This window comes from Glaciimonas sp. PCH181, assembly GCF_003056055.1.
Lineage (GTDB): Bacteria > Pseudomonadota > Gammaproteobacteria > Burkholderiales > Burkholderiaceae_D > Glaciimonas.
In genome coordinates this window covers 813,176-826,693 of sequence record NZ_PYFP01000002.1, presented here as the reverse complement: position 1 = coordinate 826,693, position 13,518 = coordinate 813,176, and the positions used below count along the sequence as shown (strand labels likewise).

14 protein-coding genes are annotated in these 13,518 nt (G+C 50.9%); 5 read left to right on the top strand and 9 right to left on the bottom strand.

Annotated features, from left to right (window positions below):
* The first annotated feature begins 54 nt into the window (after window positions 1-54).
* The gene (locus C7W93_RS16845) at window positions 55-984 is read left to right on the top strand and encodes an alpha/beta hydrolase (protein WP_108441435.1); all 930 of its coding nucleotides are present in this window, start codon (window positions 55-57) and stop codon (window positions 982-984) included.
* Between the two features lie 15 nt (window positions 985-999).
* Here C7W93_RS16845 and C7W93_RS16840 read toward each other — a convergent pair whose 3' ends face one another.
* The 4 genes from C7W93_RS16840 to C7W93_RS16825 all read right to left on the bottom strand — a co-directional run bounded on the left by C7W93_RS16840 (window position 1,000) and on the right by C7W93_RS16825 (window position 5,651).
* Window positions 1,000-1,773 (bottom strand): phytanoyl-CoA dioxygenase family protein, encoded by a 774-nt coding sequence (locus C7W93_RS16840; protein WP_108441434.1) that lies wholly within the window; start codon window positions 1,771-1,773, stop codon window positions 1,000-1,002.
* A 70-nt stretch (window positions 1,774-1,843) separates the two neighbouring features.
* Window positions 1,844-4,729: an excinuclease ABC subunit UvrA gene (uvrA, locus tag C7W93_RS16835; RefSeq protein ID WP_108441433.1), complete on the bottom strand. Its 2,886-nt coding sequence runs from the start codon at window positions 4,727-4,729 to the stop codon at window positions 1,844-1,846.
* 420 nt (window positions 4,730-5,149) lie between these two features.
* Window positions 5,150-5,452: a hypothetical protein gene (locus C7W93_RS16830; RefSeq protein ID WP_108441432.1), complete on the bottom strand. Its 303-nt coding sequence runs from the start codon at window positions 5,450-5,452 to the stop codon at window positions 5,150-5,152.
* A complete protein-coding gene (locus C7W93_RS16825; RefSeq protein WP_108441431.1) occupies window positions 5,445-5,651 on the bottom strand; it encodes a hypothetical protein in 207 nt (68 codons plus the stop codon). Before C7W93_RS16825 ends, C7W93_RS16830 begins: the two co-directional genes overlap by 8 nt.
* 231 nt (window positions 5,652-5,882) lie before the next feature.
* Between C7W93_RS16825 and C7W93_RS16820 the strand changes: the two genes are divergently transcribed.
* Window positions 5,883-7,079, top strand: coding sequence for an MFS transporter (locus C7W93_RS16820; RefSeq protein ID WP_201747311.1), 1,197 nt, complete (start codon window positions 5,883-5,885; stop codon window positions 7,077-7,079).
* Window positions 7,080-7,109: 30 nt separating this feature from the next.
* Window positions 7,110-7,661, top strand: a complete 552-nt coding sequence (gene ssb / locus C7W93_RS16815) for a single-stranded DNA-binding protein (protein ID WP_108441429.1) — start codon at window positions 7,110-7,112, stop codon at window positions 7,659-7,661.
* A gap of 179 nt (window positions 7,662-7,840) precedes the next feature.
* On the opposite strand, the gene C7W93_RS16810 is transcribed toward ssb, so the two are convergent.
* Window positions 7,841-8,179 carry a helix-turn-helix transcriptional regulator gene (locus tag C7W93_RS16810; RefSeq protein WP_108441428.1) on the bottom strand — a complete coding sequence of 113 codons (339 nt, stop codon included), beginning with the start codon at window positions 8,177-8,179 and terminating at the stop codon, window positions 7,841-7,843.
* Between the two features lie 120 nt (window positions 8,180-8,299).
* On the opposite strand from C7W93_RS16810, the gene C7W93_RS25300 reads away from it, so the two are divergent.
* Window positions 8,300-8,431 (top strand): hypothetical protein, encoded by a 132-nt coding sequence (locus tag C7W93_RS25300; protein ID WP_255419195.1) that lies wholly within the window; start codon window positions 8,300-8,302, stop codon window positions 8,429-8,431.
* A gap of 42 nt (window positions 8,432-8,473) precedes the next feature.
* On the opposite strand, the gene arsH is transcribed toward C7W93_RS25300, so the two are convergent.
* The 3 genes from arsH to arsB all read right to left on the bottom strand — a co-directional run bounded on the left by arsH (window position 8,474) and on the right by arsB (window position 10,841).
* Window positions 8,474-9,196, bottom strand: coding sequence for an arsenical resistance protein ArsH (gene arsH / locus C7W93_RS16805; protein ID WP_108441427.1), 723 nt, complete (start codon window positions 9,194-9,196; stop codon window positions 8,474-8,476).
* Window positions 9,177-9,608: an arsenate reductase (glutaredoxin) gene (arsC, locus tag C7W93_RS16800; RefSeq protein WP_108441426.1), complete on the bottom strand. Its 432-nt coding sequence runs from the start codon at window positions 9,606-9,608 to the stop codon at window positions 9,177-9,179. The genes arsH and arsC overlap by 20 nt, the downstream gene beginning before the upstream one ends.
* 159 nt (window positions 9,609-9,767) lie before the next feature.
* Window positions 9,768-10,841: an ACR3 family arsenite efflux transporter gene (arsB, locus tag C7W93_RS16795; protein ID WP_108441425.1), complete on the bottom strand. Its 1,074-nt coding sequence runs from the start codon at window positions 10,839-10,841 to the stop codon at window positions 9,768-9,770.
* A gap of 432 nt (window positions 10,842-11,273) precedes the next feature.
* Between arsB and C7W93_RS16790 the strand changes: the two genes are divergently transcribed.
* Window positions 11,274-11,888, top strand: coding sequence for a glutathione S-transferase (locus C7W93_RS16790; protein ID WP_108441424.1), 615 nt, complete (start codon window positions 11,274-11,276; stop codon window positions 11,886-11,888).
* Between the two features lie 147 nt (window positions 11,889-12,035).
* Here the strand turns inward: C7W93_RS16790 and C7W93_RS16785 are convergent, their stop codons facing one another.
* Complete coding sequence (locus C7W93_RS16785; protein ID WP_108442184.1) at window positions 12,036-13,394, bottom strand: MFS transporter; 1,359 nt, start codon at window positions 13,392-13,394, stop codon at window positions 12,036-12,038.
* Window positions 13,395-13,518 lie beyond the last annotated feature (124 nt).

The window sequence follows — 13,518 nt, the reverse complement described above, 5'->3', positions numbered from 1 at the left end:
TATAAAGCTTAATGCACAGCTGTGTGATGTGATGACGCTTTCGGGAGTTGGACAATGGTTCTTTTTTCAAAAATTGCGCTGACATGTGTCGTGCTGGTGTTGGCCTTAACGGCAACGGTTGCGTGCTCGCCGCTGACGGCCATTAACGCAGTCACCACCAGCAGCACTTATAACAAGACCGCCGACATCATCTATGGTGCCAATCCGCGCAATGAATTGGACGTTTATACGCCTAAAAATTTACATTCCCCGGCCCCTGTCGTGCTGTTTTTCTACGGCGGCAGCTGGAGTAGCGGTGAACGCGGCGATTATGCTTTTGTGGGTGAGGCGCTTGCTTCCCGCGGCATTGTCGCCGTCATCGCCGACTATCGACTTTATCCGGAAGTCCGTTATCCTGCCTTCCTGGAAGACGGCGCGAAAGCTGCCGCGTGGACTGTGCGAGAAGTTGCAAAATATGGCGGCGATCCGCATCGGTTATACGTGATGGGCCATAGTTCCGGTGCTTACAATGCGGCAATGTTGGCGCTTGATCCACGCTGGCTGGCAGAGGTAAATTTAACGCCGGCGGTTTTTCGCGGCTTTATCGGTCTGGCGGGCCCGTATGATTTTCTGCCGATTGAAAATCGTGGTGTACGACCAGTATTTTTCTACCCCAACTCACCGGTCGACTCCCAACCAATCAATCACGTGACATCGCTTGCGCCGCCAACATTATTACTCGCCGCGACGAAAGATAATTTGGTCAATCCGGAGCGCAATACCGGCGGTTTGGCAGCAGCGTTGCGCACCGCGCACGTGCCTGTGAAAGAGCAATATTTTGAGCACGTCAGTCACGCCACTTTGGTTGGTGCTATTTCGCGTCCGTTGCGCGGTTTGGCCCCGGTTTTAGACGTGGTGGATGCCTTTATCCAGTCAAATCCAGAAAATACAACGGCTAGCGCTTCAGCCAATCATGGATTGCCGTTAGCGGACACCGCTGAGTAATAACGTTTCTGCGATTTAGTTATCAAGGAAGATATCTTCTGCGGAGGCAGAACGACTACCGGGAAGCGGTGGATTGCTGACGCCGTGATAGGCGAACACCACTGACTCTTTAATGGATGGACTATTGTTGCGACCAGCTGCGTGGAATAAGCCGCTATGAAAAAACACGACATCGCCTGGATTTAAATTCAGCGCAATACCTTGCGCAAAAAGCGCTTGATTTTCAGCAACGTCAGGCCGCAGGAAATCAAGATCGTCCATTTGCGACGGTTGTATAGCGAAGCGATGCGAACCGGGAATAAACCGCAGGCCGCCATTGTTTTCGGTCTCGCTATCTAATGCCAGCCATACCGAAATCAGCTCGTTACGCGCAAATGACCAGTAACGAATATCACGATGCCAGCCAGTCGCCGTGCCGAAATGTGGATGCTTGGTCATCACGCAATTATGATGTGCCAACGTCAGGCAGACCGGCTCATCCAGTACTTGCGTCAGCATCGCCACCAGCACCGGATTAACGGCCCATTGACGATACGACGCGTCGCGATGGTAGGCATCGCGTAAGCGCCGTGCCGTGCGCCCGCCAAGGCTGTCTAGCGAGGTCGGTGCGCCAGCGTAGCCGACCTCCGATTCATATTCCAGCGGCGCAACCGCGTCTTGCAAATGCTTGTTAGTGATGGCGACCATCTGCGCACATTCCGCGGTCGATACTAGCCCTGGCAACAACAAATAGCCATCGGTTTCAAATGCCGCAATCTGCGCTGCAGAAAGTGGAGTCTTACTGTTCATCACGACGTTCCTAGGTGAAAGATTAGCGCTAAAAAAAGAGAGAAAAGATGGGCCGTTCAGCCCATCTTTTTTAACCTGTTTTCTGCAATTTCTGCGGTTTATTATTCACGCTTTCGAGCAATGGCGCCAGATATTTTCCGGTCACGCTATTCGGATTTTGCGCGACATCTTCCGGCGTCCCCGTCGCAATAATCAAGCCGCCACCAGCGCCACCTTCAGGACCCAGATCAACCAGCCAGTCGGCGGTTTTAATCACATCCAGATTGTGTTCAATGATGACGACAGTGTTGCCCTGATCACGCAGCCGATGAATCACTTTCAGCAGCAAATCGATATCGTGGAAATGCAGCCCTGTAGTTGGCTCATCGAGAATATACAGCGTGCGGCCAGTGTCGCGCTTCGATAATTCCAGCGATAATTTAACCCGCTGCGCCTCGCCGCCAGACAACGTCGTCGCACTTTGGCCGAGGCGAATATAACCTAGACCAACATCCAGCAGCGTCTGCAATTTTCTTGCAATCACCGGCACCGGTTTGAAGAATTCATGCGCTTCTTCGACCGTCATTGCCAACACCTGCGTGATGTTTTTTCCCTTGTATTGGACTTCCAGTGTTTCGCGGTTATAGCGCTTGCCATGACAGACATCGCACGGCACGTACACGTCTGGCAAGAAATGCATTTCAACCTTGATCACGCCGTCGCCCTGACAGGCTTCGCAGCGTCCGCCTTTGACGTTAAACGAAAAACGTCCTGCATTGTAGCCGCGCTCTTTCGCCATCGGCACGCCCGAAAATAAATCGCGAATCGGCGTGAATAAGCCTGTGTACGTCGCCGGGTTGGAGCGCGGCGTACGGCCAATCGGTGCCTGATCAACCGAAATAACTTTATCGAAATGCTCCAGTCCGCTGATCGCATCGTGCGCCGCTGGTTCCGCTTGCGAGCCATACAAATGCCGCGATGCCGCGTGATATAACGTATCGTTAACCAGCGTTGATTTGCCCGAGCCAGAAACGCCAGTAACGCAAGTCAGCAAGCCGACTGGCAATTTCATCGTAACGTTTTTCAGGTTGTTTCCGCTAGCGCCATAGATGATGAATTGCTTGTCCGGATTAGGAGCGGTACGCTTCTTCGGAACGGCGATTTTAAGTGTACCGTTCAAGTATTTAGCGGTGAGCGATTTTTTGCTTTTGAGGATTTCTGCCAGCGTGCCTTGCGCGATAATTTCACCGCCGTGCACACCCGCGCCCAGCCCCATATCGACTACGTAATCGGCAGTACGAATCGCGTCTTCATCATGCTCAACCACCAGCACACTATTCCCGATATCGCGCAGATGACGTAGCGTTTCAATCAAGCGATCGTTGTCGCGCTGATGCAAGCCGATGGATGGCTCATCCAGCACATACATCACGCCAGTCAGACCCGAGCCGATTTGCGACGCCAGACGAATACGTTGCGCCTCGCCGCCAGATAGCGTATCGGCGCTGCGTTCCAGCGACAAATAATCCAGACCGACATTGTTCAGAAAAGTCAGGCGCGAGATAATTTCTTTGATGATGCGGTCAGCGATTTCTTTTTTCGCTCCGGTCAGTTTCAGCTTCTCAAAGAAGTGCAATGTCTCACGCAAAGGCGTTGCGGCGACCTCGTAAATAGCGCGCTCTTGCTTGCCATTGCCAACTTTGACGAAGCGCGCCTCGATGCGCAAACGGGCACCGTGGCAGGATGGACATTCTTTCTCGTTGATGAACTTCGCCAGTTCTTCTTTTACGGCCATTGAATCAGTTTCGCGATAACGGCGTTGTAGATTATTGACCACGCCTTCAAAGGTGTGATCTTTGATGACAGCCTTGCCACGCTCATTGATATACGTGAACGGAATCGTCTCGCGACCAGAGCCGTACAGCACAACTTGCTGGGCTTTTTCCGGCAGTTTTTCAAACGGCATATCGAGATCGAATTCGTAATGCGCGGCCAGATTCGACAGCATCTGAAAGTAAAACTGATTACGTCGATCCCAGCCTTTTACTGCGCCGCTAGCGAGCGACAAATTCGGGAAAGCAACGATACGTTTTGGATCGAAAAATTCGATATGGCCAAGGCCATCGCATTCAGGGCAAGCGCCCATCGGATTGTTAAACGAAAATAACCGCGGCTCCAATTCTTGCAACGAATAACCGCAAGTCGGACAGGCGAATTTATTCGAAAACATATGCTCCGTGCCGCCGTCCATTTCCAGCGCAATCGCACGACCTTCGGCCAGACGCAATGCGGTCTCGAAACTTTCCGCCAGACGTTGTTTGATATCTTCCTTGACCTTCACGCGATCAATCACAACGTCGATAGTGTGCTTTTCAGTTTTCTTCAACTTAGGCAAATCATCGACTTCATAAATGCGCCCATTCCCGGTCCCGCTTTGAATACGGAAACGGACAAAACCTTGCGCCTGCATACTTTCAAACAGATCGACGTGCTCGCCTTTTCGATTGGCCACCACCGGTGCCAGAATCATTAATTTGGTCTCATCCGGCATCGCCAATACCGCGTCCACCATTTGAGAAACAGATTGCGCAGCCAACGGTTTTTCCGGGTGATCGGGGCAATACGGCGTGCCCACACGCGCGTACAGCAAACGCAAATAATCGTGGATTTCGGTGACCGTGCCGACGGTGGAGCGCGGGTTATGCGAAGTAGCTTTTTGTTCGATAGAGATCGCCGGCGACAGACCTTCGATCAAATCGACATCCGGCTTTTCCATTAACTGCAAAAACTGGCGCGCATAGGAAGACAGCGACTCAACGTAGCGACGCTGACCTTCCGCGTACAGCGTGTCGAAAGCCAGCGAGGATTTGCCCGAGCCAGATAGCCCGGTAATCACGATCAGTTTATTACGCGGCAAATCCAGATTGATGTTTTTGAGGTTATGCGTACGTGCACCCCGGATGCGAATCTCTTCCATGAACAGCTTTCTGCGTAGATTTTCTACGGCGATGGTTTGTGTTGGAAATTGCAGCTTACTTGTCCTTTATTACCGCTCTATGCGTAATAAGGAGGCAATTTGCATTTATTAGATGTCAGTTTTCGGCATCCATGCATATCTTCAATCGGCGTTGCTTAAATACTAAGCCTGGCGATCATGCGACCGCCAAAATGGCACAACCTGACACTATATCAGGGTACGGATTTTCGAGTTTGGTCTGATTATCTGTCGCGGTCCAGATTTATGCGGAAGCGGAGAAAGCAGGGAAGACGCCGCCTTAAATGAAAAATGAGCTTAGCGGAGTTAGCTTTAGATCACATGTTGGAAAAAGGATAAAAGCGTTCACACTTTATGGGCATTCTCTACATAAAATACTCTACATAATGAGAGCGTAATTGCTTAGATATAGTTGATTTTTTTGGATCGGTTTCTGCTTAGGAGTGTTGATGGAAGCGGCGACGGCGATCGCACATAGGCAGAACTAATTTTTAGCTTGTTCGCAGCTTCTTGCATTCCGGCAAACACCGAGCGGGCGATTGTTTCAGGGAAATCTGTGGGACGCTGTGTACGTACTTTTGCGATAACATTTGGTGTGCGAGCAATCCGATCGCTAATGATGTCTTCGCCGCCGTGCGCAAGGCCATTTCTGGTTGCCGTCATATTCCAGTGTTGTCGCTGGATTTCATAAATATGACTATGCATATTTTCCTTTTTCGCCCTTAGCTAATTTTACTTTGTGGGGTGATAGAAGGGTCTTGCCTACACCTATTACCGGATAAGCTGACAAAATGTCATAGAGCGATGTCAATGCATAGGCACCCCCCTGTTTTAGATGAATGCTGAATTTTTTTGCATGGCCATCTGACAAATTTCGCTCAACCCTGATATCTATGTAGGTCATGTTCGTTTCATTCCCTGATACTATATTGGGCTTCGATCTTCGTCGTAAATCGACGTCAAACTCGCATTGCTGTGTTGCCAGGTTTGCCTGAGTTTGTCTCAATATGCCCGCGCTTAGCTCGCTCAGTTTCGTTTACCCGCCTTCATTGCAAGGCATGACCCCACATTCAACATGACCAGCTCGTTATCTTCTACCGCCGTTGCTTCTGATGACACTGACGTCGGCAATCGCATGACCCGTGCCGAAATTCGTTCCAGCGCTTCGCTAGCGTCTATATTTGCGCTGCGGATGTTGGGTTTATTTTTGATTTTGCCGGTCTTCTCGGTGTATGCCAAAACTCTCCCCGGCGGTGAAAGTGCGACATTAGTCGGTCTTGCCATGGGGATTTATGGGCTGGCGCAATCGTTTGGGCAAATCCCGTTTGGCGCTGCCTCCGATAAATACGGCCGCAAGAAAATTATTATCATCGGCCTGATCCTATTTGCGCTGGGGTCGTTCATTGCCGCCGCTGCGCCAAATATTTATTGGGTCATTATCGGCCGCGCAGTGCAGGGCGCTGGCGCGATTTCCGCTGCTGTCACGGCTTTTATTGCCGATTCGACGCGCGAAGAACACCGTACCAAAGCGATGGCGATGGTCGGCGGTTCGATCGGATTAACCTTCGCGCTGTCCATGGTGGCGTCGCCGTTATTGTATGAGTGGGTCGGTATGGGCGGCATTTTTGCCATTACCGGGGTACTTTCATTGGCAGCAATCGCCATGATTATTTTTGTCGTGCCGAATGCGCCGATGGTGAAGGCCAAGCGGGTCGCCTGGTCTGAAATCCTGCGTAACGGTGAGTTGATGCGGCTTAATGTCGGTGTATTTTCTTTACATCTGACGCAAATGGCAATGTTCGTCGTGATGCCGTCTGCATTAGTGCAATACGCCAACTTGCCAGTAACACAACATTGGAAAATCTATTTACCGGTCGTACTGATCTCATTCATCCTGATGCTACCGCCGGTTTTTATCGGTGAAAAACAAGGCAAGATGAAGCAAGTTTTTGTCGCGGCAATTAGTTTGTTGCTGGCGGTGCAGATCGGTATGTGGCTGGCGTTCTCGCAAACGAACGTTTATTGGCCGTTGCTTGTTGGCTTATTGCTGGCATTTTTTATCGCATTCAACGTGCTCGAAGCCAGCCAGCCTTCGCTGGTATCACGTATCGCCCCGCCCGCAGCCAAAGGCGCAGCGCTCGGGGTATATAACACGCTGCAGGCGCTGGGCTTGTTCTGTGGCGGAGCGTTGGGCGGCTTACTTAAACAACATGTCGGGACGTCATCGGTCTTCGTTTTAGGCGGCCTTTCAACTCTGGTCTGGCTTATAATCGCATCCGGCATGAAAAATCTACCGCGCCGAAGTAAGCCAGCTTCCGCGGTGACACATTAAATACAGTTAATTAACATTTAGGAGAAATATATGGCGTCGGTCAATAAAGTCATTATCGTCGGCAATCTGGGCCGCGATCCGGAAACCCGCTACATGCCTAACGGCGAAGCGGTCACCAACATCGCCGTTGCTACTACGGAAAGCTGGAAAGACAAGAATAGTGGCGAAAAGAAAGAAGTGACCGAATGGCACCGTATTACTTTCTATCGCAAATTAGCTGAAATCGCCGGTCAATACCTGAAAAAGGGTTCGTCTGTCTACGTAGAAGGTCGTCTGCAAACGCGCAAATGGCAAGACAAAGAAGGCGTAGAACGCTACACGACCGAAATCATCGCCGACTCCATGCAAATGTTGGGCAGTCGCCAAGGTCAGGGCGGCGGTAGTGGCATGGATGACGGTGGTTACGATGGCGGCGACGCACGTCAAAGTGGTGGCGGCTCTTCTTACAGCAACGCACCATCGGGTCAATCGAACAACGCGCCATCGCGTCCGGCACAGGCACCTGCTTCACGTCCTGCACAAGCGCCAGCATCGCGCCCGACACCGAATTTCTCGGATATGGATGACGATATTCCGTTCTAAGAAATATGTTTTTGTAGTAGACAAAAAATTAACGCGGCTCTTAAACAGGCGGCGTTTTTTCTTGTCGGTACGCGTTATTGATGCCATTAAAACCACGAGGCCGTAGCATTCCAACGCTGACTCTACCGCGTAGCTGACCGCGCTCCAAAGTTGCATTTAGTCTTGATATTGCCCTGATTTCAAGTCACCACTTCTTTAGATCCATCCGCACACAAAAGTGTTGGCGAGCAAGGAACGCCGCCGCAGCAATTTTCCGTCATAAAAGCCATCAACGCGTTCATCGTGTCGAAATTCACACTATAAATAACGAATCGCCCCTTTTGAAGTGGGACTACAAGATCTGCGTGGCTGAGCTCTTTCAGGTGAAATGATAAAGACGAGGGCGGAATACCTAATTGCTCAGCGATTTTGCTTGCCGCCAATCCCAATGGCCCGGCCTGGACTAGCAGACGGAAGACGGCAAGTCGCGAATCTTGGGCGAGTGCGGCAAATGCAGAAAGCGCGTTTTTAGTTTCCATTATTACTTGTCATATTTCTTGGTTGTATATCGGATCTATTATTCTATAAAAATAGAGTGGAGAGAAATTCTCCAGCATTGGGCGAGTGCGCATTCTTGCCGTTCGGAAGGAGGGGCGAATATGAAAGCGAGATTTTGGGGCGTCATCGCGACCCTCCTTATTGTTGCTGCGGTGGCGGGTTCTTATGCCCAATATCGATGCGCAGCGCTTGGTGGGGTTAATATTTATGCCACCAAGGACAGGCCGGATTGATCTGCAAATAAGCAAGATCGACCAAGCCCGATTCATCTTTAGCTAGATTGATTTCTGGTTCACGCGCTTGCTGAGTTCTTCGGCGTTTTCCTTGCGTTCGCTGTAACGATCCACCAGGAATGAGGACACATCACGCGTAAGTAAGGTAAATTTAAACAGCTCTTCCATCACATCAATTACGCGCTCATAGTAAGCAGACGGTTTCATCCTGCCCGCGTCGTCAAATTCCAGAAATGCCTTGGCAACCGATGATTGGTTTGGGATGGTGATCATGCGCATCCATCGGCCCAATATGCGCATTTGATTCACCGCATTGAATGACTGCGAACCGCCGGATACTTCCATCACGGCCAGTGTTTTACCCTGCGTCGGGCGCACCGCACCGATAGACAACGGAATCCAGTCGATCTGCGCTTTCATGATGCCGGTCATGGCACCGTGACGTTCGGGCGAGGTCCAGACCATACCTTCAGCCCATTGCGCCAACTCTCGCAGTTCTTGCACTTTGGGATGGCTGTCGGGTTCGTCGTCGGGCAAAGGTAAGCCATGGGGATCGAATATTTTTACCTCTCCGCCCATTGCCTCCAACAGCCGGGCTGCTTCCGTCGTCAGAAGTCGGCTATAGGATTTCTCACGTAAAGAGCCGTACAGCAGCAAAAAGCGCGGCGCGTGCGTTGATCGCGCTACGCCAGCAAAATCAGCGGCGACAGGCTTGCGAAACAGTTCTGCGTCGACGTTGGGTAGTTTAAGCAGATGGTGTGACACGGTTTCCCTCCGCGTTGATGACAATTTCGCCGTCTTCTTTCGCGAAGGCTCCCTTTTGTGGCAATGGCAGGATATCCAGCACCAGTTCGGACGGGCGGCATAGACGCGTGCCGTTTGGGGTGGCGACAAACGGCCTGTTGATCAGGATTGGGTTTGCTAGCATGGCGTCTAGTAATTGGGCATCCGTCACATCTGCGGCATCCAGGCCAAGCTCCGTGTAGCAAGATTCTTTTTGGCGGACGGCTTCCAGCACCGTGAGCCCGGCATCGGAAATAAGCTTTGTGAGTGTTTCCAGTGTCGGTGGGCTTTTTAAATATTCAATCACTTCAGGTTCGGCGCCCGTGTTACGTATTAACGCCAATGTGTTGCGAGAAGTGCCGCAGCGGGGATTGTGATAAATCGTTATGGTCATGATCTAACTTTCTGAAAGTTTGCAGGCCATCTGCCAGCAAGGATGATTGACATAAATAAAAAGAATTACGGCTGGCAAGGTGATGTCGCTCAATGCCCGAATGGTTTCAGCATAACTGCGGCTGAGCGTGTGCGCTAGTGAGATCAAGAATCTTGAATGTCATCGCTCAACGCCCTCATACCAGCCCTGTGTTCGATTGACGATTGCAACAATCAACAGCATGACCGGTACTTCGATTAGCACGCCAACCACGGTTGCCAGTGCTGCGCCGGATTTAAAGCCAAACAGGCTGATCGCTGCGGCGACTGCTAACTCGAAAAAATTGGATGCGCCGATCAATGCCGAAGGGCAAGCGATTGCGTGCTTTTCACCGACAATTTTATTGAGCCAATAGGCCAGCGCTGAGTTGAAAAAGACCTGTATCAGGATCGGGATAGCCAATAGGGCGATGACCAGCGGCTGCTCGATAATCGCATTGCCTTGAAATGCAAACAGCAGCACCAAGGTCAGCAATAATGCCGAGATTGACCAAGGCTGAATCCGTTCCACTGCTTTATCAAAGCTGGCTTGTCCGCGTCGTAACAGAGATCTGCGCCAGAGTTGCGCGATGATCACGGGAATCACGATATACAGGATTACCGATGTCAGCAATGTTGCCCACGGCACGGTGATGCTGGATACGCCTAGCAATAGTGCAACCAGGGGCGCAAAGGCAAACACCATGATCAGGTCATTCATTGCTACTTGCGATAACGTGAAATACGGATCGCCGCCAGTCAGGCGACTCCATACGAATACCATGGCGGTGCACGGAGCCGCAGCCAATAGAATTAATCCTGCTACGTAAGAATCCAGCTGTTCGGCGGGCAAATAAGGTGCGAACCAATGTCGAATAAATACCCAGGCTAGCAGCGCCATCGAGAATGGTTTGACCGCCCAGTTGATGAATAAAGTGACGCCAATCCCACGGGCATGTCCCTTGATTTGATTCCATGCGGCGAAATCGATTTTCAGCAGCATGGGAATGATCATCACCCAGATCAGCAGGCCAACCGGCAAATTGACTTTGGCGATTTCTAACGAGCCTATTGTTTGAACGCTAACGGGGAAAAGCTGCCCTAGCGAAATACCGGCAACGATACATAGCATCACCCATATTGTCAGGTAACGCTCAAAGAAATTCATGGAGTTGGCAGTGGCGCGTCGATCGGTCACTTCGCATTGGGCAGGCATATTGCTTCTCTAATAACAACTTCGTTTAAGTGGTTAGATTTTTACAACGCAGCAGAAAATGCTTACTAACATTTGGTGGTGTTTTTTTCTGGGTATAAAACAAAGGGCGGGATTACGTAGGCGAAACACTAAGCGCAGCCTCCCAACCGTTGCTATATCTACTAAGAACTGATCAAGTTTTCATTTAATATTTTCAACGTTTCCATATTAGTCAAAATGTCGAATTGATGCAAGGGCGTTTTATCAAGTTGCGGTCAATGGAGGGGGAAAACGTTGCAAATAAATCTTCTATTGATGCTTTCATTTATGTTGCTTTTCACCTATGGGAGAAACGCTTATGCTGCTATGCGGATCAGTAAGTTGACATCAATCGCGGATATTTTTGACTGAGTATGGTGTTGGCTAAATCACAGAAATTTTAACGGGAGTGATATGAAATTAATTGGAATGATGGATTCGCCTTATGTCCGGCGCGTGGCTATTTGCTTGAAATTACTTAAACTCGATTTCGAGCACCACCCCGTTTCGGTTTTTAGCAATTTTGAAGATTTTCGCAAGATAAACCCGGTAGTAAAAGCGCCGACGCTGGTTCTCGACGATGGTCAGACCTTGATGGATTCCAGCTTGATTCTGGAATATGTCGCGACTCTTGCGGACGCCGGCCTGACGTTAACGCCTGAACCCGCCAATGAACGTCTGCGTGCGTTGCGGCTGACCGGTTTGGCATTGGCAGCGTGTGAAAAGTCCGTGCAGATTGTGTATGAACGCAAGCTGCGGCCCCCTGAAAAACAGCATGAACCATGGACGGAGCGGGTGAGAGGGCAATTGCTGGCAGCTTACGCGGCGCTTGAGGCGGAGCTATCAGCCGCACCTTTATCACGCGATGTAAGCCAGCTTGGACAGGCTAGCGTGACGGTTGCGGTTGCATGGCAATTTACGCAAATGATGGTGCCGGATGTTGTTGCAGAGATAGCTTATCCCGAGGTGCGGTCGTTTTCTGATTATGCTGAGCAGCTACCGGTTTTCATCAGCACGCCCCCGGTTTGAGCGCAAACTGGCGATCGACATGGGAATGATGGTCTTCCCTTGTTTTAACTAAAAAGGGTGAAATAACGGTCGCTTAAAACGTTTTCGGGTTGCACGTCAGACGTGCAACCCGAATTTTTTTATACCGACAATTGGCCAGCAGACTAATTAGTCCCGAATCTCCAACTTGCGATTAAGGCTCAGCGCCCCTAGCGAACACACTGCGCCCGATAACAAATAAAGGCTGACATACGCCAGACCGAAATGTGCAGAAAGACCAAGCGCCACTAGTGGTGCGAAGCCCGCGCCGACCAGCCATGACAGATCCGAGGTCAAAGCCGCGCCAGTGTAGCGATATTTTGCGGAGAAATTTGCTGTAACCGCGCCAGCAGCCTGACCGTAAGACAATCCCAGCAAGCTGAAACCGACCAGAATGAAGATGTTTTGTCCAAGCTCGCCGCCATCCATTAGTGTCGGGACAAAGCCACTCAGTACGGCGATAAGCAACGCGAGGGCACCCAAAGTGGTGCGGCGACCAAAACGGTCAGCGATTAAACCCGATGAGATCACCCCCACGGCCATCAGCGCCGCGCCGATCACCTGCAAGACTAAAAAGCCACTTAGTGAGCGAGTCGAATAAAGCGTAATCCACGACAACGGAAACACTGTCACCAGATGGAATAAAGCGTAACTGGCCAATGCCGCCAAAGCGCCGATCAACACGTTGGACCCTTGCGACTTGGTCATTTCGGCTACGTTAGTCGGCTCTAATTCTTTCTCATCCAGCAAATGCGCGTATTCCTTGGTAGATACTAAGCGCAAGCGTGCGAACAGAGCGACGACGTTAATCGCAAACGCGCAATAGAAGGGATAGCGCCAGCCCCAATCGAGGAAATCTTCGGTGCTGAGGTTGGCGATCAGATAGGCGAATAGTCCGCCCGCGATCATGAAACCCACCGGCGCGCCTAATTGACCCAGCATTGCATACCAACCGCGTCGATTAGCAGGGGCATTCAGGGCCAGCAATGACGGCAGACCGTCCCACGTGCCGCCTAACGCTATCCCTTGCCCGATGCGCAACAGTGACAGTAAAACAACGGAGGCAAAGCCCAGATGCTCAAAAGTTGGAAGAAAAGCAATCCCGGCGGTAGAAATCCCTAGCATGAACAGCGCCGCCGTCAGTTTGACCTCGCGCCCGAAATATCGCTGAATTGCCATGAAAGCAACGGTGCCAAAAGGCCGCGCCAGAAACGCAAAAGAGAAAATCACAAAGGCGTATAACGTGCCTTCCAGTCGTGACTCAAAAGGGAAGAAAACCGACGGAAACACCAGGACCGAGGCGATCGCATAGACGAAGAAGTCGAAATATTCCGAAGCGCGACCAATCACGACCCCGATGGCAATCTCTCCCGGCGCGATCGCCGGATGATCAGATTTGGTCGACGTCGATGACCGCGCATCATTGCCGGTTGACGGCGATGGGAAATTGGCGGAATGTTCGCTATGCTGGATGTGAATGGAGGTCATAATCGTCATTTCTCAAAATGGGTTTCGGTCGATGAATACGCCACAAAACGCGTCAGCTCATCCCAAATGTCGTTGTAAGGGTAGGACAAAACGTCCAATCGCCAACGCGCACCAGTCGAGGTAC